The sequence below is a fragment of the Moorena sp. SIO3B2 genome (assembly GCF_010692525.1).
Classification (GTDB): domain Bacteria; phylum Cyanobacteriota; class Cyanobacteriia; order Cyanobacteriales; family Coleofasciculaceae; genus Moorena; species Moorena producens.
This window is the reverse complement of sequence record NZ_JAAHHE010000004.1, coordinates 39910-60626: the sequence shown is the minus strand read 5'-3', so window position 1 is coordinate 60626 and position 20717 is coordinate 39910. Positions and strand designations below refer to the sequence as shown.

Genomic DNA, 20717 nt, shown 5'->3' with positions numbered 1-20717 from the left:
GAAGATGTAGAAAAAAACGGCACTTAGAACTATTATAGTTATGGAATTCTAAACGGTTGTTGGTAAGAGGAATCTACGATGGCAGGTACAACTGGAGAACGTCCGTTTGGTGACATTATTACCAGCGTTCGTTACTGGGTCATTCACAGTGTTACTATCCCAGCCCTATTTATCGCTGGTTGGCTTTTTGTTAGCACTGGTCTGGCTTACGATGTGTTTGGCACACCCCGTCCTAATGAATACTTTACTCAAGAGCGGATGGAACTACCAATCGTTTCCGACCGCTACAATGCTAAACAGCAAGTTGAACAATTTGCTCCATAGGTGTGACCCGAAAGTGCGACCCAAGGGCGATTTACTCGCCCATGGGAAAGCGCACTTTGAGCGAATTTAATTCTTAATGGGTCAAGCGCACCTAAAGGTTTTTTAGATAAAGGCAGACAATCATGACTAGCAGTAATCCCAATCAACCAGTTTCGTATCCGATTTTCACGATTAGATGGTTAGCGGTTCATACCCTAGCCGTTCCTTCAGTCTTTTTCTTAGGCGCGATCGCAGCCATGCAATTTATTCAACGATAGGAGAAGCAATTATGGAGCGGAATTCCAATCCCAATAGACAGCCGGTTGAACTCAATCGGACGTCTCTTTACTTAGGTCTATTACTGATTTTTGTGCTTGGTATTCTGTTTTCCAGTTATTTCTTTAATTAACTGATTTAACAGATTCGCCTAAATCTCCATCTTAGAGAAGGCTAGGATGTAGACGGGAAAAGACTCTTAGTTAATTCCCTGGTAATTTCCGGTTAATCGGGAATTTACTACTTTACTCCTGATAGGAGTTGCACAAAACCCTTACCACTAGGGAGGCTTTTCAAGGAAATTACTAGTTATTAAGACTAGTTATTAAGCCTTCTATCGTTAACTGCATCTAAAAAAAACTTGATTTAAAATTGGAGGTATAAGCTGTGTCTGGAGGGGGAAGAATTCCTTTATGGATAGTTGCCACTATCGCTGGTACTGGTGTCCTCGTAGTGGTTGGTCTTTTCTTCTATGGTGCCTATGTGGGAGTTGGTTCTTCCATGTAAGGTTGACCGATTTCTCTGATTAACACCCCGGCGAGGTTCCCTCGCCAAGGTAACGCGCACGACAAGAAAGGCGCGAAATTAAACATGAAGTAAATCCACAGGTGCGACCCGTGGCGAATTTAATTCGCCACGGGTCGCACCTTTTTCAGCTTTTATCAATGTCCTAACCTTAATGGGTAGTGTTATAGCGCTACGCTTAGCGTGAGAAGTTAGAAGTCAGAAGTCAAAGGTGCGCTTTCCGTAGGCGAATTAAATTCGCCACGGGTCGCACCTAAAAGTAAGCGATTACTTACGTTTCGGAGTTTAGGAATGTCCTAATCTGAATGGGTAGTGCTATATATAGGAGTCTGTTGACAGGCTTAAAGCCAATTTAAAACAGGTTAAATATTGATTAGACCTCAAAAGTAGTTTTCTGATAGTGTTTGCCTCAATTATTGTCCACTGTTTCGGTGATCCGCTGTTCCCTCCCGACAACTGCCGCGAAGTCTATTATGTTGATCAAATGTTGACCAGCTGATCTGGCAACATCAGTAATAATAAAGCCCCAACTTCCAATAAACAAAGAAGACCCACTATCCCAGCTAACGGTTTTCCTCCCAAACCCGTTATCCAAATTGGTCCAATGCCTGTGTAAGCAATTAACTCAGCTGAGTCCAAACAAGTTAAACCCCAAATCCAACCAGCATGTAGTCCCCATGCTAAACCCAGACTGCCTCCATCCACCCAACGGGCTAGGACTAATACCATTCCCATTAGCCATAATCCTGGTAACTGAGGGATAGTATCTTTTTGTTCCCAAACTAGGTGTAACAGGGCAAAAATCCCACTAGAGATGGCTGCTCCTACCCAGATAGAATAATCCTGCTGTAGTTGATTCACTAAGAAGCCACGAAAGACTAACTCTTCTGTAAGCCCAATCCACAGCCCTAATAACATCACTGGCAGTAATATCGGTCCCAAACGCTGCCAATTTTCATAATTCCACCTCACCCAGCCTAGTAATAATTGCCCAGTAAATACTATGATTAAGCTGAGAATACCTACTCCTAGTCCCAATCCTAGAGACCCTAAAACGCTTAATTTCCAATCCAATCCGTAATCGGAGAAAGGCACCCCCTCTAGTTGAGAAGCTCCCCATAAAATTAGGGGAGCAATCAGGTAAAGTGCTGCCAGTAGTGGTAACTTTTGGTCTGGTGCTAAAGGCTGATTTGGACGCCACTTTAAAACCATAGCTATAGGGAAAGCTAGGGGAAGCCAAAAAACTGCCCAAGCTAGGAAAAAAGTTCCTACCTTCAAAAGAGTAGTTGACGTCATTAATGACACAAACGACCCATTAGTTGCCTGATCAAGAATAGCCATTGGCGAGATTGGCAAATTACTATCAAATTACTATAAGGTCTCAACTACACTATCATAAGCGGCTGCTTTTTTCCTATGCCAAGTTCCCTAAGGACAGAGCACATCGGGCTGGTTAGTAATAGCCTGCTTTACCGACTCCTCAGGTAGTAGAAAGAAGATTTTTGTTTCTACTGTCTTCTTATGGGGCATCCTCCACTATCGAAGGGTAGACATATGATTCTTCAAGGTGATCAGCTTTTCAGCAGATCAACCAGTCCACTTGCTTAAAAAATTGACATTTTCCAAGTAGATGTGGGTCTGTCCTTTTTCCCTCATAGTGAGCTTAGCCCAAGCTTTTTCAGGTTTTTTACCTGCGGTTTGCTTGTGCCTTATGGTACCGATTCAATTATTTTGAGACTCCCCGCTCGCTAATAGATGGGGATTCTTGGCTCAACGATTCGGCTTGCTATGATTGGTTTTAACCAAGCACAGTAGAGGCCAAATCTCCCCGGAGACGAAACCTTAGAGAGGGTCGCCTTTATCGTCGGCAGGTTATGCAGAAAAGGGTTAAATCTTTTTTAATAAGGCGACCCTCTCTAACGGTAACTTCAAACCCAGGGTTTGGATTTAAGATCCAGGTTGTGGTGTGCCCCACCCTACCTTTTTAGAATGGGAGACAATCAACTTTAATACAATATCTACCTTATTCGTTTCATAGACTTCCAGATCCTTAGACGAAACCGAGGTGCACGTATCATTACTTTGAACAGGTTTTTACGTTGTCTATTTATATTCAGGCAAGTTGGTTGTCTCACTTCCTATTATATAGGACAGCGCTAGTTTAGGGATTACCGACAACAGAATAAAAAAATATCCATTGACGAATTTATTCGTCAATTTCTGTTTTATCCCCCGGATAAATCACGGGGGCTTTACCCATCACGTCGGTAACAGATTCTTAAAAGCTCACGTGCCCAAAAAATATTCACGGCGAGGCAACGCTAGCCCCACATGGTCGTTTTTCATCCCCGCTCGCTGAGAGACGGGGGTTTCAAACTCGCAGGATTTTCTGTAAGAAGGATTACTTCAAAGCGGTGCCACCCCGAGCTTTTTCAAAGCGGTGCCACCCCGCACTTTTTCAAAGCGCTAGGTAACGCGCACCAAGAGAGCGCTAGGGAACACGCACTAAGAGGTGGCTTTCTTTGCTTTTTGAGTAGATACCTCTTCAGATTCAAAATCGTTATCCACCTGCTTGAGATGGATATGTTTGTAGCCTAGTTTAATTTCAAATTCATCACCAGGCTCTAATCCCATGGCATGAGTGTAGGTTGAACCAATAACAATTTGACCATTCTTATGGACACTCACACGATAAGTCGGTTCACGCCCCCGACCATCTTTTGTGCCTTCTGGATCCAGGGGAACACCCTTGGCTCCTAAAACCGCATCATAAAAATCTGTTAAATTAACGCGGGTCTGGTCTGTTTTAGTTATAGTGTAATAGCCGCAACGCTTGGCTGTCTCTCGGCGAGGCAAGTGTGATAGCTCTTTTACTTTTTGAAGTAATGCTTTACCAGTTAGGGGAGTACTTGAAATCTCTGGCATAATCTCACGAGATATCCTTTAAACTTCAGAGTGGTCAAGATCATTAATCGCCAAACTTTGGCTCTATTAAAAATATATCGTTAAATCTATCTCAGTTGACAAGATATTTTGGATCATTTGTTTAAATCTTTACGTATTTCAATAATAACAGATCAGACAATCCCTGCCTAAGCCTTTAGGGGCAGTAACATGATAACTATGGAAATAATCCAGGAAACATACCAAAAGGAAAGCACTCTTACACCAGAAGTCAACTAGCGAGCGGTATTGCTTCGGGAGGGACTACTCAAACAAGTATGGCCTAATTATCAAGAGGAACTACTCACCGGAATAGGAGTCCTGTTGACCCTAGCCCTTAACCTTACCGATTATCCTTGTATATGTTGGAATATTCAAGAGCTTAGTTTTATGCAAGTTGATTTCAAAATCATTCGACAGACTCAAAACACTGCCCCACTACTCCAGACTTATAAGCTGGATGTCGAGAAAGGAAACACGATTCTCGAATGCTTGAATCGTATTAAGTGGGAACAAGATGGTACTTTAGCTTTTCGCAAAAATTGTCGCAACACGATTTGTGGTAGCTGTGGCATACGAATTAATGGTCGGTCGGCTTTGGCCTGTAAGGAAAATGTGGGCAATGAATTGGGGAACCAACAGCTGCCAGATGAATCTAAAATTCCGGAGATTACTATAGCACCTCTGGGGAATATGCCAGTAATCAAGGATTTAGTCGTTGAGATGAGCAGCTTCTGGGATAACTTAGAAGCTGTTGATCCCTACGTCAGCACTGCTGCTAGGAAGATTCCCGAACGGGAATTTTTACAGAGTCCTGAAGAGCGATCGCATTTGGCTCAGGCAGGTAATTGTATCATGTGTGGTGCCTGTTATTCTGAGTGTAATGCCAAAGAAGTTAATCGAGATTTTGTCGGTCCTCATGCCTTGGCTAAAGCACAGCGTCTGGTGGTAGATTCCCGTGATAATACCACGGAAAATCGTTTGGAGAAATATAACGAAGGAACAAAAGGAGTCTGGGGTTGTACCCGCTGTATGATGTGTAATGCCGTTTGCCCGATGGGTGTGGCTCCTATGGATCAAATCGGTAAGATTAAACAGGATATTCTTGAAGGTATTGATGACCAAGATAGTCGTCCAATCCGCCACCGCAAAGTCCTAATTGATTTAGTGAAAGAGGGAGGTTGGATTGATGAGCGTAAGTTTGGCTTGCAGGTGGTTGGTAACTCATTTCGAGATATCCAAGGTTTGGCGAGCCTAGGACCACTGGGATTACGAATGCTAGTTCGAGGTAAGTTTCCCTTGAGCTTTTCTCCATCAGCAGGGACATCACAAGTGCGATCGCTAATTGAATCGGTAAAAAATTTGGAGTCTGAAGGATCTGAGCAGCCATGAGTTCTGAAACACCCAATTCTAGTGAATCATCTGAGGAGTCTTTTAACCAACCTGAACCAGCTTTTGGTTGGACTCCCTATGCTGAGCAAATCAACGGCAGGTTTGCGATGGTTGCCTTAGTTTGTATCCTGTTACTGGAATTGCTCACTGGTCAAGGTTTGTTGACTTGGCTGGGTCTACTCTAAGGAATTTCCAACCACTATATAATGATCGGGAGCTTGAGATTTCTTTGCTCTTACCATCACGGTTGTTGAGGGTTGAGGGTTGACGGTTATAGCACTACCCATTAAGGTGTTTGACATTGATACAAGCAGCAAAAGGTGCGACCCGTGGCTAATTTAATTCGCCAAGGTCAAGCGCACCTACGCTGTTGTAGTCAACTTTTAGGTGCGACTCGTGGCTAATTTAATAATTAGATGCAGGAATGAAGTTACCGTATTCAGAGGGTCGCCTTTATGGGTTACTGGCTATACGTAAAAGGGTTAAAACTTTTGTAATAAGGGGACCCTCTTCAAGGTTTCGTCTCCGGAAAGCGCACCTTTGCCTATTGTCCGCCCCCCTTATTAAGGTCTATCCATTAGGCAAAAGTAGTCGAAACAGTGATAGAGACGTTTGATGTAGAAGCAAGTTGTGAACCTTCAAGCAAATGGTAGAAGGTAGAAAGCCCTCGCCAGAGAGTTTTCAAGCCAGGTTCGCCATCTCCAGTACGAGCCAAAAATCCACCCAAGCGTGCAATCCCGCGTCAGAGCAAAACGCAAGAGTAGGAGGTTTTTTCGAGGGGTTTTTGGATTGAAATTGAAGTCGCTTGAGCTTCCATTCCGGTGGAGAGAAAACAACTTGGCAAGAAGCATCGGGATTAAGTCGAGCTTGATAAGTTAACCACATTAATCGCCAAGCAACAATATTATAAGTAGCCAGTGCTTTGAGTAAACGCTCTCGGGTTTGAAGTTGAAGTTTTTCGCGCGCGTCAGCCACTTTTGAGCGGTTTTGTGAAAGGGTTCGATCAGCCACCGATAGCTATACCACTGCACCCATTGCCAAGCTTGAGTAAAGTTGTCAATGGGTAGAGTGGTGAGCAATAACCAACGAATGGGTGGACTACCATCAGCAGGTTTCTCAGTTTCTTCTACGAGTAGTACATTGATTTCCACTGGCTGGAGATTGTGGGGTTTGGGGTGATGTTGAGGCACTTCCAGAGTGACTCTCATCCCTCGGATTTGTAATAGTGCGCGGGCGAGCTGGACGTTTGGGATTACGCTCTAAGTTGATGGTCATTTTACCTAAGATTGGCCTTTGTTCAATCGTCGGCAAAAGATATCCCATCTCCTCTTTCACCCTGGGGTTATACTGCTCTCGAAGAATCAGTAATTCGCGCTTTGGCAGAGCGCTTTTGGGCGAACAACTCAAAGATATCGGCCTCGCGATCAGCAACATGTATGAGCTTCGCTTTTTCGGCTAGTCCTTCCTCGGCTCCTGTAAGAGTCTCTAACCATCGATAGCTTTCTTTTTCTTGAATCGCTTTTTTCTTGCGTTCTTTTTTCTTTCCACTCCTGTGCTTTCTTGTCCAACTCTGCTGATGTAGCAGTCCCAATGGCTCTCAAGCGCGCACTCACCGCTATACAGCTATGAACTTTGATTCGAAGTTGCTTGGTCTGATTGATATATCCCAAACCCTTCGTGGCTTGATGTGTCCTATACTCCAAGTCGGTCGTGTCCTGTATTGCCAGCACTACTCACGGCGACCGACACACCTCCTCACTACGCCTTCCCTGTGTGAAGCCAATAAGTCGGTCCCTTTCACTGTCTTATTTGACCAAAATCTGTAGATACTTTGACTCTCGCTGGCATTTCCACTCGCTTTTGGTACTGTTTCTCCTGGATGCTCACTTAAGACCAGAAGTGTCTTTCTCAATCTTTTTGCGTGGCGTATGTCCTGAAAAATTTCGGATTTATCTCCTGGCTTATCCAATCCTTCATTTGTTCCTCTTCATCCCCTGATTGGCTTTTTCCTTTCATACTCTCACAACCTCCGCCTCACTGTCCACTCCAGCTTTGCTGCACCGAATTAAGCGCGATCGCACTTCAAGATTAGCGATCGCACTTCAAGATTAGCGATCGCACTTCAAGATTAGCGATCACAGTCTTGGGAAACCCCTGTTAGTCTATACTCCAGTTAATAATTACGCTCACCACTCCTCTCCCCATCCTTGCCTACATCAAACGTCTCTATCACTGTTTCGACTACTTTTGCCTAATGGATAGTATTAAGGTAGGGGGGATTCCTCTGGCCTTGCCCGTAGCGCTATATACTACCTCTGCCTGGTATTTCCTCTTTGCCCTGACGAGGTGATTGTTGCGGCTACACAAATGTAAAGACCTAGCATGCTAGGTCTTTACAAGCCTCTGGGGACTGAATTAAACCGGAGTATTGCACCCGGATTGGGGATCAGTTGTGCCAATTAGATGGCATTGCTTAATAATGGAATGATTTTAAGAGTGAGGTGGAATGGGCATCTTGCCCGTTCCTGGCGGTGCGACCCGAAGGTGCGACCCAAGGGCGATTTACTCGCCCTTGGAGGCGCGCACCTTGAGCGAATTTAATATAGGACTTACGCAACTGGCACAACTAATGGTGGGGCTAGACCTGGTTGACTGACAAAAGTTCACATAGCGCGTACGGTGCAGCAATCGGTGTAGCGGCGCGCTACCCAACGGAAGACTCATCCTTTCCCAGTGATGGAAGGTGTTACCTTCTCAAATTGGCTACAAATGCCATATTCTGACTGGGTGACTAAACTCAGACAGGATGACAAGCGAAAACACCTCCCGTCTCTATAATGCCGAAGTTACGTTATTGGGTCAATCCAAACAATGGGCTGATATCAGGCATCTACATACAAGGCGTCTGGATGGTAGTTGGACTAATTCACTCAGGTAGCGTAAATCTGACAAAATGGACTATGTACATCCACTCAAGTGCTGTGTTTGCGACAGTCACGCAACGTCGATTCAGTCGATGGTTGCTTCGGTCCCCGGATTAATCCACAACGGTTATATAGCCCACTGATTCAGGAAGCGAAGAATAGATGGGAAAATGAACTATTGTATCTAAGCTTGGATACTTCCATGCTGTGGAATCAATATTGTCTGATTAGGGTAGCTGTGGTATATCGAGGAAGAGCAGTGCCAGTGGCGAGCGCGAGTACTGGAGCATTCTTAATGCAGCGTCTTGATAGGCAGCTATAATGACAAAGCTCTTGACAGTGTCGCGATTAATCCCAGATAGAGTTCAAGTTGTACTGCTAGCAGACAGAGGATTCATCAATACTCAGGTGAATGTTGTATGCCTTGGCTGAACTGGGGAACGCATTATCGCATCCGCATTGGTCTGTGATTTCTGGCTCTGGCGACATGGGTTAGGTTGGTCTCAAGTACGAGATTTTCATGTTCTACGGGGTGAAGCTCTTTTACTCCAAAATGTCTGGATTCACAAAACCGAATATGCATGGTGCAGTTAATCTGGGTCTGGCAAATGATGGAATTAGCGGAGAACTTTGGTACATCGTCAGCGACGAACCGACCACCCTTGCTGACATTTCGGGAATATGGCTTACGCTTTGATATTGAAGAGAGCTTTCTTGATGACAAGTCCAATGGTTTTGAGTTGGAAAGCTGTGAGATTCGGAATGCAAAGCGCCTGATCGCGATTGTGTTTCGTCTTGGGGATCGCTACTCTTTATCTCACTGCCCAAGGAACTAAGGTCGTAGCCCGAGGATTACGCCGTTTTGTAGACCCTCACTGGTGCGCGCGGTAACAGTTATCTCATGCATTGGTTGGGCATGGGTATTGACTGCACGCTACTCTTGGTTGGGAGTTGTTTGAAACCCTAATTTTAAGTGGGAAACCCGACCCATCACCAGCGATGGCTTCCCGAAAACAGGACGAGCAGAAGAGGTATCGGCGCTTAGTTTACAGTAAGGTCTTTTGACTATGCTTGTTGAGTTTTGTCAGTCAACCAGGGGGCTAGACCACGGCGAGAGTCTAATAACTAAACTATAGACATAGTAATGTCGGGACGTTTTAGTTGGTTAATTAAGTAATTGGATTTGAGCCCATGCTTAATTTGATAAATTGTTTGACCACTTTTATAAGCCAAATTTTTAAGGAAAGAGCCAAACTAAAATAGCACAAGCAATATGGTTTCTTTGAATACGACCCTTGCGACCTTGACATGATTCAATACCAGTCAATTGTTTTAATTTAAGATGAAACTCCTCAACCTGACATCGAACCTTACACTCTTTTTGTACAACGTCCCTGGAGGCGCGCATTCCAATGGGCAGGTAAACTGCCCTTGGGTCGCGCCTCATAATTCTGAGATAAATCGTTTGTAGCGATGCAGCGCGGTCTTGGGGAGGCAGCGCGGTCTTGGGGGTCTCCCCCATGAGCGACTGCCGTGGTTTCCCCCGGAGACAAAACCTTAGATAGGGTCGCCTTTATAGTTAGCAGGTTATGCAGAAAAGGGTTAAATATTTTTTAATAGCGATGCAGCGCGGTCTTGGGGAGGCAGCGCGGTCTTGGGGGTCTCCCCCATGAGCGACTGCCGTGGTTTCCCCCACTCGCTATTGCATCAAGACAAGGCAACCCTATCTTACGGTAAATTCAAACCATGAGCGACTGCATCAAGACAGCGATAAAATCCGTTTTGTCGGTGGAGACACTTACCGGTCAAAGTTTCACTTTTTTGGAGCAGGTAAATTTGTTAATTTTTACTAATTTACCGGATTTTAACTCTTTTTCATCCCAAACTAATGATTCAATTCTTTGATAATCTTTTTGATTGCCAGTCTCATCCACAAGTCGATTCCGTTTGAGAGGACAATAATAATATTATCCCAAACCATCGATATATAACATTAATTTATTTTTGGCATACCAACTGTCCATCAATACAGTTCTAAATGGCAACTCCTTAGAATAGACAAGGTTTTGGAGCCTATCCAAAACCTGTTCTATTTTTGTCTTACCATCCTAGAGACGAAACCTTAGAATAGGGTCGCCTTTATGGTTGACAAGCTATGCATAGAAGGGTTAAAACTTGAGGCGCGACCCCGTAATTTAATTCGCCATAGGAAAGCGCGCCTCCATTGATTAAGGCGACCCTATTCTTACGGTAACTTCACCGTTATGGGTCATAAATCCGATAGTATACTACCCAAAACTTTTGGGTTTCGTGATTGACCTATAGGCAATTTATTAATCAAATTACTTGGAGGCGCGCATTCCAATGGGCAGGTAAACTGCCCTTGGGTCGCGCCTCGATTATACCCTGGAAATTACCACTATATTGTCGTTTAATTATCTCGATTTTTATAGAGTATAGTTTCTCAATTACTGTGTCATCAAAAACTAGATCGGCTTGCTCATTTATTTCAATTAAGTATTTGACATTATCCCACAGTAAGCGTGGGGTCAACTTATCATTTTTTAGATAACCGTTGATTTGATCATGGCTAATCTGCCCTAGGGCGTGTCATCAAATAGGTGTCAATCCAGTTTAAAATAGATAAATTCTTGGCGAGTTGAGTAATTTCAGGAGTGGTACAATGACGCGCCGCTATGCTTTGCGGAATGACCAGTGGGAACGCATCTGGTGGTGAGTTTAAGGCTTTGGCAGATTTATGCGATCGCGTGGATTTGCGCACCCTTAACCGCCGTGGTTTGGAAGCATTGATTTACTGTGGTGCCTTTGATAGCATTCAGCCCAACCGCCAGCAACTTATCAAAGACCTGGAGCCATTGATTAGTTGGGCGCAAGACCGTGCCAAAGACCGAGAAAGTGGTCAGCTGAACATTTTTGATCTGTTTGGCAACACTAATTCTGAGCCAGATCAGAACAATAATGCTTGGGAATCTGCTCCAAGCGCTCCAGCAGTGTCTGATTTTTCACGCCAAGAAAAATTAAATTGGGAAAAAGAATTGCTTGGTTTTTATGTGTCTGACCATCCTTTAAAATCAGCCCGTCCAGTAGCTCAAGTTCTTTCTCCTGTCAGTTTGGCGGAGTTAGCAGAGCAAAAGAAGGGGACAACTTTGAGTGCTATTGTAATGCTCACCGAAGTTAAGCCTCACCTCACCAAAAAAAATAATGAACGCATGGCCTTTGTGCAGATGGAAGATCTGACCGGTCAAGCTGAAGGAGTTGTATTCCCGAAAACTTACGAAAAAATTAGTTCATTACTGCAAGCCGATTCCCGTTTAATTATTTGGGCGAAGGTGGATGAGCGAGATGAGAAAATTCAACTGATTATTGAAGATGCTGAGCTAATTGAAAGTTTACGAACAGTAGTAGTAGAACTTACCCCTCAGGAAGTTACGACAAACAACCTTAACCAATTAAAATCGATTCTGCAAAAACATTCCGGTAAAAAACATCAGGCAAAATTCCCCGTACTAGCAACTATTGCTGCACCCCAGCAGTATCAATTTGTCCGTTTTGATTCTAAATACTGGGTCCAAGATCACCAAGTAACCGTTAATGCTCTCAAAGCTAGCGGATTTGATGCCCGTACTGCTCCAGTAATCAGGAGTTGAATAAGGAGTTTAGTCTTTGCTCTTCTATTCTCAGCAATTTACTAAAACTATAGCATTTACAAATAGTTCATGAACAATCTGGCGTTGGTTAATAATAGAATGATTTTAAGAGTGAGGTGGAATAGGCATCTTGCCTGTTCGGCGATATTGTGGGGCTGGCAGGATGCCCACTCTACTCCTATTTATTCAAAGATTCAGCAACGCCAACAATCTTGCTGATTTCTAATAACATCAAAAACTCTTCGGAGCTCTTTTTTACTATGCCCTATGCCCTGTTCCCTGCTCCCTACTCCCTACTCCCTTCTTTATCAATCTTAACCAGGATTTTGCTGAGGATTAGAAGAGTCAAGAAATTCAGATTGAATCTCCTCCAATTCCCGATCAAGTTTAGTTTTAGTTTTCGGTAAACTACTAGAACCAGCCACCTGAGAACCAAGGGTTTGATGGGTTGATTTAGTTGTCGGATTACCCATAATTTCAGACTTTAATTCTTCTAATTCTTGAGCAATCCTTTTATTCAATCCCCCGACTGCAGGCTTTGATGGTACAGTAGATTTGACTGGTGTAACTGGTTTTCGTTGCCTTAGAGGTGTAACTGGTTTTTGTTGCCTTAGAGCTGTTGGGGGAGTTGTCTGAAGATGCAAATCTTTACTTACCTCAGTCGCTGATTGATAACGTCGGTTAATAGCCCCCGCTATCATCTTGTCGATGATGCGACCAAGCTGATCACTAATAGGATGACTCAAAAAGTTCCGCCATATCCAGACACCCTCCCTGACATCAAATAAATCACAGGGGTGCCTATCGGTCAATAAATGAATACAAGTGATACCAAGACTATAGATGTCACTGGCAAAAACTGCTCTACCAATACTTTGCTCTGGTGATACATAACCAAATGAGCCAATCGCTGTCCCAGTTTTGCCTAGACTAGTGCCAGTAGCAGCTTTCGATGCTCCAAAATCAACCAGAACCAGTTGACCAGCGACCTGAGTTGCTCCCCCCACAACAGAAGACCTTGAACCCCTGCGGCGAATAATGTTTTCTGGCTTGATGTCCCGATGGATGACATGATGTTGATGAACAAATTGCAGCAATGGCAGCAAATCATCCAGTAGCGCCCGAATTTGTGCTTCATTAAATCCACCCCGACTTGCCAGTTCTTGGACTAAGTTTTGTCCATCGATAAACTCTTGGACTAAATACTGTTGGCTATCTTGACAAAAATACGCCAGCAGTTCCGGAATTTGAGGATGTTTGCCCAACTCATCCAGCCGTACCGCTTCGAGGGTGAATAACTCAGCGGCCTTTTGAACCGTATTGGTTCCCTGGGCTTGGGGAAAAAACTGCTTGATCACGCAGGGAGGCTTAGAAGGTTTATCTTCATCCACAGCCAAGAAGGTTTTACCAAATCCACCCTGACCTATAGGTTTAATCCCTCGGTATCGCTCTTTGAGCAGTAACTTCGAGCCACAGGCAATGCAAAATTTAGTTCCTTCTCGATTTTTGGGATTGGGGCAAGTGGGATTGAGACAGTAGCTCATTATACTGGTCAGCAGTCGGGCTTTTATCTATAATTATATATTGCCCTATCTACGAACAGATAAACAATGATGTGATCAGGACTGATGGTGACAGTAGGGAATTTTTTGAGATTATGTAGCTTATCTGCCTATCCCCTCATTATCTAATTACCTGATTACTTCAAACCCTTATAGCAATCCGTGTAGGAATTGTGATAATTTTTAATGCCATATTCCCGTCTTGATGCAGTCGCTCATGGGGGAAACCACGGCAGTTGCTCATGGGGGGAACCCCCTTTGGCCTCACTGCCTCCCCAAGACCGTAATGGTGCGTTTGACCCGTAATTAAATTCGCCACGGGTCGCACCTCTGCATCGCTACTCCCTGTTTCCTGTTCCCTGTTCCCTGTTCCCTGTTCCCTTTGCGATATGTTCCATAATTGCTTGTCGGAAGCCCAGTACTACTAAAGTATTGGAAAGGGTTAAAAAAAACTCAGCACTGCCATGTAGCCAATCCACATCAGCTAATGCTTCCTGATAAGCTACCTTGGAATAAATCCCAGCTGGGATGGTAACAAAAACAAACACCAAGAGGACGTAAAATCCGATTAGCGCTAAACGGGGTGTTTGTCCAGAACGAGTGAGAAACCACAAGAATCCTAGGTAAGGAAATAGGGAAATGGCAAATAATGTCTCTTTAGAAATCATCTGAAGATCAGCAAAAACGGTTGTCAAAATGATTCGTAAAACGTCAGCCGTCAGCTGTCAGCCGTCAGCTGTCAGCCGTCAGCCGTCAGCCGTCAGCTGATAGCTGATAGCTGATAGCTGATAGCTGATAGCTGATAGCTGATAGCTGATAGCTGATAGCTTACCGTACAACTTATCCCTGGCATTGGTAGCAACCTTAGGCTGAACGCCAAATCCACCAAGCTGCTCCACAAAGGGTACAGTTACCGACAACTGTCATCGCTGCTTGGAGTGTAACCATCCACTCCAGGGATTGTTGGTTGTCAAAAAAGTGCCAGGTGATAGCACACATAGCACTGACCAATGCTGGTAACATGGCAAAAGACAATGCCCACCAAGCACGATTACCAGTAATTTCACCATAGGTCCAGATTAGCCAAATTGCAGCGATCCACTCGATAACACTGGAAATGTGAATAATCCAAGTTGGAATTGATAGAGCATGCATAAGAAAAAACGTCAGAAAAAACCTAATAGTAGAGGCTAAACTACATTTCCCTTGCTATTAAGTCTACCGTACTCACAAATCAGTACCCGTTAACGAGAAACGGGTACCCATTAATGAGAAACAGTACCCGTTAATGAGAAATGGGTACTGTTTTGTTACAAACCAGTACTAGTTAACGAGAAACGAGTACCCGTTAAGGAAAAATGGGTACCCGTTTGTTATACAACAGTACTGGTTAACCAGAAACAGGTACCCGTTTATTACACAACAGTACTAGTTTGTTACACAACAGTACTGCTTAATGATAAACGGGTACCCGTTTGTTACACAACAGTACTGGTTAACCAGAAACTAGTACTAGTTTTTGCTTAACAGGTACCCAGTTTTCATACAATAGTACTCTGAACTAGGAAATACCATTGCAATTGCCCTACTACCCTAGGCGAAGTCACAAATATAGCTAAGGTAAGCTATATTTGTGAGGTTGATCAGGATAAAGTAGACCATAACTTTCTAGTTATGAAGACAAATTGGCCTGGTGTAGTACTGTTTAATGAGAAAATAATTATATATGAGCCTTCAGCTGTGAGCTATTAGCTGACATACTTTAATTAAGAGCTGCTATCTCTAGCTTAGATAATAGTTCTTTCTCAACGTATTCCAGGTGATGTAAATCCTCAGCTACAATTAGTATAGTGACATCCCCTTGAGTTCGTAAGGTGTCAAATTCATAAGGAAAGACAAAATTCGGATTACCATTACCCTGGTAAATTAAGGAACCAATCTTTTCCCGGAGGGTGCTAAAACTACAGGGTTCGATTTCAAGTCTCAACACCTTCCAGCATCCATCGTAGTCACTAGAACCAAACAAATTGTCAAGAATAAAAAACGCAAAGGACGATCCGTTCAATCGGGCGTTATTTTCGATGGGAAATATTCCTTGATCTGTGACAATATAATCGATGCCTAAGATGCCAAGATAGCCATCATCCCGCATCTGCTGGGCGATTTTGAAGGAGTAATCGCGAATTAACCCTTCTATCCGTCTTGAATAGGGTTTTCCTTTCACGTTACCGATATGTTTTAACCCACTAAATAGCTGGCATGTCACTCCCAGATGAGCAATTTCTCCATTGCTGCCAATCATCCACTGGTCATTGGGGGATGTAATGACTTTAAGGAATGGCTCAATTAAAAAACAACTCTCTCCCGATGCCAGCATTTTTGGCATCTCAGTGTCGAGGTTACTGCTGTTAACTTTATAAAGTGATGAGCCTACAGACCCTTGTGCGCCCCGGATCAGTAACGTCTCATAATCCTTAAGCCAACCTAAGATTTCCTGTCGCAGTTTTGTCTCAAAATCCTCAGAGTCTGATGATTTACTCAGGATAGTTCCTGGTACTGTGGGAATACCAAGAGACTGACACAGGTCCTTAAAGGTGGACTTGTCAAAATACTTTAAGGTAATAGACTGATCACAGCCAAAAAAAACGGCATCAATGGTTGACGCCGCCTGTTTATCTAGATCTGCCGAATAATAAGGAACAAACACCAAGGGTTTTCCAATCGATGCAAGAAATGCTCTTACTTCATCCGCTTTTTGCATTATCAGCTCTGAGAGCAGTGCTGGTTCATTTTCACGGTTGAAGGCAAAGACTTTCTGGGGTCCTAAGCCAAGATTTTTCAGCCAGTCGTAGTACTCTGCATCCAGATTTCCAGGAATCATCACGACATCGTCTGAACCAGCTACAGCTAGGGCTCGTGACGCCCAAGGTTGGAGTGTATTCTTGCCCTGAAAGTGAGGTTGGCTTCGGATATCGAAGGCAAACACCCTGACTTGATCGGAATTTGAGGAAATCAAGTCCAGAATAGAGCTTGATTTTGCGATCGCATTTGAGTTTACCCTTGAGTTCAATTCATCCTCTTGATGGGCGTGATTACCAATTAACCTTTTGCTCCCAAAAGCACCATCCATCTGCTTACTCCATACAGACCAAACTACGACTTATTACAAATCACAAAAGAGCGACATTAAAAATTAACCTATCTCCGTCTAGGAGTAGGACAAAGCTTGCCCGCTGCTACCCTCATGCTTAACTGTTAGCAGTTAACCATAATAACTGCTCCCGAGTCAAGACCCTATCCCATAAGTGTTAGTCATAGGATATCCTAAATACACCCTGTTGTGATGAGGGGTTATCGACACAAAATTAGCGGTAATTGCCAAGTACGCTTAAGCGCTCCTACAGGCTATTCGATCGTAATCCTATAACTTGAACTGCTATAACAATGAAATTTCGACTGATTTTTTTAACATTTTCTGATCATAATTAGGTGTTAAGTGTTTGGTGTTTGGTGTTTGGTTTTAGAACGGGAACAGATACAAGCAAGAACCTGATGGGCTGGTTGACTGACAAAACTAATCAACCACGTACTCGTACGTTTGTATTTTGAATTCCAGTCGATACCGTCGTTTATCATGTTGTGTTCGTGAAGCCATCACTGGGTCAGGATCATGATTACTCAGGTGCGACCCGTGGCGAATTTAATTCGCCAAGGTCAAGGGCACCTATGTAAAACGAACCCGACGAATCAGTCTCCAGCCATTTTCGCTCGGAGGCTTTGACCCACTCCAAACCCTACCGAAAATAGCTGTTTCCTCCTGGGCCAGTGTGTGTCTACCCATCGACGAAAACCGGTTTCAACGACCTCAACCCCAAGGGGCTGTGACATATAACGTAGCAACTGCCAGGATGAACCTAAGCCCTTGATCAAGCAGGAACTGAGCGAATTTGGGATTTTTGCACATTCGCTCCCATTGGACTGGTCATCCCAGAAATTGGCGTTGCTGAATTAAGGAATGAATGCGCGATTATCTGATTTTATGAAAGCCCCCTAAATCCCCCAAGCGAGCAATCCCTCGCTTGGGGGACTTTAAGAGTTTTGTTCCCCCCAAGCGAGCAATCCCTCGCTTGGGGGGCTAGGGGGGCGGAACCATACCCATAATCAGCAACGCCCAGAAATTTTCCTCGATATCAAACCGCAATCCATATTCTTGAAAGGATTTCGGCGTTGCTGAATCAAAAAATGGTATTCTAAAAAGAAAACCATGGAATGCCCTAAATATCATAGCCATAAAACTCATAAATATGGTCATCAAAGAGGAAAACAAAGATATAAATGCAACGAATGTGGGCGACAATTTATAGAGGTTAAAACTGAGCGTGGTTACGATGAAAAAACTAAATTGCTTTGCCTAAAAATGTATCTAAGCGATGCAGCGCGGTCTTGGGGAGGCAGAGGTGCGACCCGTGGCGAATTTAATTACGGGTCAAACGCACCATTACGGTCTTGGGGGTTCCCCCCACTCGCTATTGCCGTGGTTTCCCCCGGAGACGAAACCTTAGACAGGGGAGCCTTTATGGTTGGTAGGCTATGCAGATGCATGGTTAAAACTTGAGGCGCGACCCCGTAATTTAATTCTTCACGCGGAAAGCGCGCCTCCATTGATTAAGGCAAGCCTGTCTTACGGTAACTTCAAGGCCTGCCGACGCTTGGCCGTAGGCCACGCCAAAGGCGAACGCGAACAAACCATGAGCGACTGCATCAAGACATAGAAAATGAAAATACCAGATTGAGACATTATTTAGCCAGACTACATCAGCGAACTCTTTGCTATTCTAAATCATCACCAATGTTGGAGTTATCAATTAGACTTCTTATTTATTATTTAAAATATCAAAAAATCCCCCTTTATAGTTAAACCATTTCGTTATTCAGCAACGCCTTTCCTTTTTCGGACACCAGACTGCCATTCACGGTATCTGGTAACATAACTGCTAACCTGCCCAGCTGCAAATGCGATTGCTGCTCGACGGTAATAGCTAGGAAATTTATGAAAAGCCTTATTGAACTGAGGATATTTTACATTAGGTCGCTTGGCTGTTTTATGCATCAACTTTTCGACAGCAGGAGTTAACTGATCTGCTGTTAACTCGCCAAGTTCAGACCAATGAGTATAAATAATACCAACTAAGTACCTACAAGCCTGACGATAAACTTTGACCGTCTCCCCGAATAACACTTTCTGTTCGGGGGACGGATTAAGTTTCCATTTGTCAGTTCGTATGACTTTTGCTGGCGCTTTCACTGGTCTAATAAAATATCCTTAGTTAATTTTTAGTCTACAAAAGATTAGACGACAAGAGATTAATGAATGTTCCAGGTTTTTAGTAATTGTTGTTGGCGTGGACTAACCACGGAGACGAAACCTTAGAGGTTGTCTGAGAAGTCTCATTTGCTACATCCAAGCCCCCGTTGGTCCCCCAATTCTGGGGGACTTTTAGAAGCAAATTGACTCTTGTTCCCCCCAAAGTTGGGGGGTCAGGGGGGCAAAATTCAGTATCAAAAAACTTGGGAGATATCCTCTTAGATAGGGTCGCCTTTATAGTCAGCAGGCTATGCAGAAAAGGTTTAAATCTTTTTTAATAAGGCGACCCTATCTTACGGTAACTTCAAAACCTGAGCGTTCGCGTAGCGTGGCCTGCGGCCAGGTGGGGGAATGCGTCTCACGGTCTTGTTCAAATTTTGCTTCCCATTCAGGTTCAAGAGCCTGAATGGCCGCGTGCCTGTAGAGCACGGTCATATATGGTTGGGATACCTAATGGGCGTTTTTCCGTCCGTCCGGGTTTGGGAATCCATACTCTTCTGGTGGGTTGTGCCTTTGTGGAGACTTTAATTTTGGCTACTAAGGCGAGACGCTGCTTATTGGTTAAAGTTTTAATCCCGTCTATTCCGGCAGTCTTTTTACCTTTGTTCTCCTGGGTAACTCGCCTGACCGCAATCATTTTGGCTGTCCTTGAAGTTACCGTAAGAGAGGGTCGCCATTGAGCGCGACAGGTTATAGGTAATAGTTTTAAGTTATATGAATTAAGGCGACCCTCTCTAAGGTTTCGTCCCAGGATTTCATCAGAGTCTTTTGCAGCTTTCTAACCACGCGGACATCACCACGTTGTGAGGCTCGGTATATTCGTTTTTGTAACTTAAATAAAGTCTTTTCTAGCTTTCGCCAGTTAACCTTATTCCATTCCGACTTTGGGGAAAAACCCCGAGTATTGGGCATTTTCATTACTACTTACAACTACACCATTTCCTATAACGTGAGTCCGTCAGCATATCCTAGATATTACTCTAAGCATTGGCAACTGAGCTCAATCTCGCCCCCACATGACTTGCGGCTAACTACCTACTCAGAATATTCGACCTTCCTGAGAGTACATGTGAGGGTTAATTCGTTCCTGATAACCATTCTGCGGACTTTTAGGGCGATACTATTCACCGGGAATATTGTGGTAAATCGTTATAGAGGGAAAAATCTATAATCTTTATTCCATTGACGTTTTGTCGGTAGCGTATCAGCCTTATTTCGCTACGTGTTTGTAACGATGATTTAAACGTATCTTCCTATTCGTACCCATGAGTCCCTTGCCTGTTACTAACACCATTTTTTGGCTTGCAGTGCTTCACTGTTCGACCCTTGCATTAATCCATAGGTGTGTTACTTCCTATGAATCAGGGTAGGGCTGTCACTCGGATTTCGCGAGGGTTTGAAGTTACCGTAAGAATAGGGTCGCCGAAATGCGCGACAGTCTGTGAGTTATGAGTTTAAGTTATATGAAATAAGGCCGGAGATGAAACCTTAGAATTTTGAAGCCTTTATAGGCGACAGGCTATGGGTAAAAGGGATAAAACTCATGGAATAAGGCTTCAAAATTCTTACGGTAACTTCAAACCACTATTCTAAGGTTTCGCCTCCGGATGGATTTTCACCATCATGGTTATCAAGTTGTCATGGTTCAGTTTCCTGACCTAGCGACTATTCCCCCAAATCCTTGTGGGATAAGGTTTATAGCCAACGAATCGCACTTTCCCCTCAAACTCCCCAATTCGATAAATCAGGTTGATCTGGA

22 protein-coding genes and 5 pseudogenes are annotated in these 20717 nt (G+C 43.9%); 11 read left to right on the top strand and 16 right to left on the bottom strand.

The genetic code is table 11. The features are described 5' to 3' along the window. Positions 1-78: 78 nt before the first annotated feature. The 4 genes from psbE to F6K38_RS02025 all read left to right on the top strand — a co-directional run bounded on the left by psbE (position 79) and on the right by F6K38_RS02025 (position 1086). Entirely contained in the window at positions 79-324 is a 246-nt protein-coding gene (gene psbE / locus F6K38_RS02040; protein WP_008180799.1) for a cytochrome b559 subunit alpha, read from the top strand. Between the two features lie 122 nt (positions 325-446). Next, complete coding sequence (gene psbF, locus F6K38_RS02035; protein WP_071986818.1) at positions 447-581, top strand: cytochrome b559 subunit beta; 135 nt, start codon at positions 447-449, stop codon at positions 579-581. An 11-nt stretch (positions 582-592) separates the two neighbouring features. Further along, positions 593-712 carry a photosystem II reaction center protein PsbL gene (psbL, locus tag F6K38_RS02030; protein ID WP_071986819.1) on the top strand — a complete coding sequence of 40 codons (120 nt, stop codon included), beginning with the start codon at positions 593-595 and terminating at the stop codon, positions 710-712. Positions 713-966: 254 nt separating this feature from the next. Next, a complete protein-coding gene (locus tag F6K38_RS02025; RefSeq protein ID WP_071986820.1) occupies positions 967-1086 on the top strand; it encodes a photosystem II reaction center protein J in 120 nt (39 codons plus the stop codon). Positions 1087-1584: 498 nt separating this feature from the next. Here the strand turns inward: F6K38_RS02025 and F6K38_RS02020 are convergent, their stop codons facing one another. After that, positions 1585-2445: a CPBP family intramembrane glutamic endopeptidase gene (locus tag F6K38_RS02020; RefSeq protein ID WP_008180802.1), complete on the bottom strand. Its 861-nt coding sequence runs from the start codon at positions 2443-2445 to the stop codon at positions 1585-1587. 1164 nt (positions 2446-3609) lie between these two features. Then, entirely contained in the window at positions 3610-4029 is a 420-nt protein-coding gene (locus tag F6K38_RS02015; protein WP_008180804.1) for an AbrB family transcriptional regulator, read from the bottom strand. 408 nt (positions 4030-4437) lie between these two features. Between F6K38_RS02015 and F6K38_RS02010 the strand changes: the two genes are divergently transcribed. Together F6K38_RS02010 and F6K38_RS02005 are read left to right on the top strand one after the other, a co-directional pair. Then, positions 4438-5439, top strand: a complete 1002-nt coding sequence (locus F6K38_RS02010) for a succinate dehydrogenase/fumarate reductase iron-sulfur subunit (protein ID WP_044492440.1) — start codon at positions 4438-4440, stop codon at positions 5437-5439. After that, complete coding sequence (locus F6K38_RS02005; RefSeq protein ID WP_008180807.1) at positions 5436-5624, top strand: CAB/ELIP/HLIP family chlorophyll-binding protein; 189 nt, start codon at positions 5436-5438, stop codon at positions 5622-5624. The genes F6K38_RS02010 and F6K38_RS02005 overlap by 4 nt, the downstream gene beginning before the upstream one ends. 392 nt (positions 5625-6016) lie before the next feature. On the opposite strand, the gene F6K38_RS43185 is transcribed toward F6K38_RS02005, so the two are convergent. The 5 genes from F6K38_RS43185 to F6K38_RS43180 all read right to left on the bottom strand — a co-directional run bounded on the left by F6K38_RS43185 (position 6017) and on the right by F6K38_RS43180 (position 7351). Next, complete coding sequence (locus F6K38_RS43185) at positions 6017-6124, bottom strand: hypothetical protein (protein WP_353737160.1); 108 nt, start codon at positions 6122-6124, stop codon at positions 6017-6019. Continuing rightward, on the bottom strand, positions 6121-6324 hold the full coding sequence (locus tag F6K38_RS02000; RefSeq protein ID WP_287296000.1) for a hypothetical protein: 204 nt from the start codon (positions 6322-6324) through the stop codon (positions 6121-6123). The genes F6K38_RS43185 and F6K38_RS02000 overlap by 4 nt, the downstream gene beginning before the upstream one ends. Then, positions 6324-6647 carry a hypothetical protein gene (locus F6K38_RS01995; RefSeq protein WP_287296002.1) on the bottom strand — a complete coding sequence of 108 codons (324 nt, stop codon included), beginning with the start codon at positions 6645-6647 and terminating at the stop codon, positions 6324-6326. The genes F6K38_RS02000 and F6K38_RS01995 overlap by 1 nt, the downstream gene beginning before the upstream one ends. A 134-nt stretch (positions 6648-6781) precedes the next feature. Beyond that, entirely contained in the window at positions 6782-7030 is a 249-nt protein-coding gene (locus tag F6K38_RS01990; protein ID WP_008180813.1) for a hypothetical protein, read from the bottom strand. Positions 7031-7168: 138 nt separating this feature from the next. Then, entirely contained in the window at positions 7169-7351 is a 183-nt protein-coding gene (locus tag F6K38_RS43180; RefSeq protein ID WP_161603132.1) for a transposase DNA-binding-containing protein, read from the bottom strand. A 1073-nt stretch (positions 7352-8424) separates the two neighbouring features. Here F6K38_RS43180 and F6K38_RS01985 point away from each other — a divergent pair. Then, positions 8425-8685, top strand: coding sequence for a hypothetical protein (locus F6K38_RS01985; protein ID WP_287298616.1), 261 nt, complete (start codon positions 8425-8427; stop codon positions 8683-8685). A gap of 259 nt (positions 8686-8944) precedes the next feature. Then, a complete protein-coding gene (locus tag F6K38_RS01980; protein ID WP_287314589.1) occupies positions 8945-9199 on the top strand; it encodes a hypothetical protein in 255 nt (84 codons plus the stop codon). Between the two features lie 289 nt (positions 9200-9488). On the opposite strand, the pseudogene F6K38_RS43990 reads toward F6K38_RS01980, so the two are convergent. Together F6K38_RS43990 and F6K38_RS43985 are read right to left on the bottom strand one after the other, a co-directional pair. Beyond that, positions 9489-9768, bottom strand: a pseudogene (locus F6K38_RS43990) (IS701 family transposase); the annotation flags it as partial. A gap of 403 nt (positions 9769-10171) precedes the next feature. Then, positions 10172-10471, bottom strand: a pseudogene (locus tag F6K38_RS43985) (IS701 family transposase); the annotation flags it as partial. Between the two features lie 600 nt (positions 10472-11071). On the opposite strand from F6K38_RS43985, the gene F6K38_RS01970 reads away from it, so the two are divergent. Then, positions 11072-12031 carry an OB-fold nucleic acid binding domain-containing protein gene (locus F6K38_RS01970; RefSeq protein WP_287355970.1) on the top strand — a complete coding sequence of 320 codons (960 nt, stop codon included), beginning with the start codon at positions 11072-11074 and terminating at the stop codon, positions 12029-12031. 314 nt (positions 12032-12345) lie between these two features. Here F6K38_RS01970 and F6K38_RS01965 read toward each other — a convergent pair whose 3' ends face one another. The 5 genes from F6K38_RS01965 to F6K38_RS01945 all read right to left on the bottom strand — a co-directional run bounded on the left by F6K38_RS01965 (position 12346) and on the right by F6K38_RS01945 (position 16723). Beyond that, positions 12346-13575 carry a serine/threonine-protein kinase gene (locus F6K38_RS01965; RefSeq protein WP_008184719.1) on the bottom strand — a complete coding sequence of 410 codons (1230 nt, stop codon included), beginning with the start codon at positions 13573-13575 and terminating at the stop codon, positions 12346-12348. A 160-nt stretch (positions 13576-13735) separates the two neighbouring features. Beyond that, positions 13736-13912: a hypothetical protein gene (locus F6K38_RS01960; protein WP_154659801.1), complete on the bottom strand. Its 177-nt coding sequence runs from the start codon at positions 13910-13912 to the stop codon at positions 13736-13738. 19 nt (positions 13913-13931) lie between these two features. Further along, positions 13932-14261: a DUF3593 domain-containing protein gene (locus F6K38_RS01955; protein WP_008184717.1), complete on the bottom strand. Its 330-nt coding sequence runs from the start codon at positions 14259-14261 to the stop codon at positions 13932-13934. A gap of 196 nt (positions 14262-14457) precedes the next feature. Beyond that, the gene (locus F6K38_RS01950; protein WP_008184715.1) at positions 14458-14748 is read right to left on the bottom strand and encodes a DUF2499 domain-containing protein; all 291 of its coding nucleotides are present in this window, start codon (positions 14746-14748) and stop codon (positions 14458-14460) included. Between the two features lie 607 nt (positions 14749-15355). Then, the gene (locus tag F6K38_RS01945; RefSeq protein WP_008184713.1) at positions 15356-16723 is read right to left on the bottom strand and encodes a hypothetical protein; all 1368 of its coding nucleotides are present in this window, start codon (positions 16721-16723) and stop codon (positions 15356-15358) included. A gap of 1134 nt (positions 16724-17857) precedes the next feature. On the opposite strand from F6K38_RS01945, the pseudogene F6K38_RS01940 reads away from it, so the two are divergent. Then, positions 17858-17947: pseudogene (locus F6K38_RS01940) on the top strand (transposase-like zinc-binding domain-containing protein); the annotation flags it as partial. Between the two features lie 402 nt (positions 17948-18349). Next, positions 18350-18511 (top strand): hypothetical protein, encoded by a 162-nt coding sequence (locus F6K38_RS01935; RefSeq protein ID WP_267872037.1) that lies wholly within the window; start codon positions 18350-18352, stop codon positions 18509-18511. Positions 18512-18535: 24 nt separating this feature from the next. Here the strand turns inward: F6K38_RS01935 and F6K38_RS01930 are convergent. Both F6K38_RS01930 and F6K38_RS01925 read right to left on the bottom strand, forming a co-directional pair. Further along, positions 18536-18898 (bottom strand): annotated as a pseudogene (locus F6K38_RS01930) (hypothetical protein); the annotation flags it as partial. Between the two features lie 429 nt (positions 18899-19327). Continuing rightward, positions 19328-19876 (bottom strand): annotated as a pseudogene (locus F6K38_RS01925) (reverse transcriptase N-terminal domain-containing protein); the annotation flags it as partial. Positions 19877-20717: the final 841 nt, after the last annotated feature.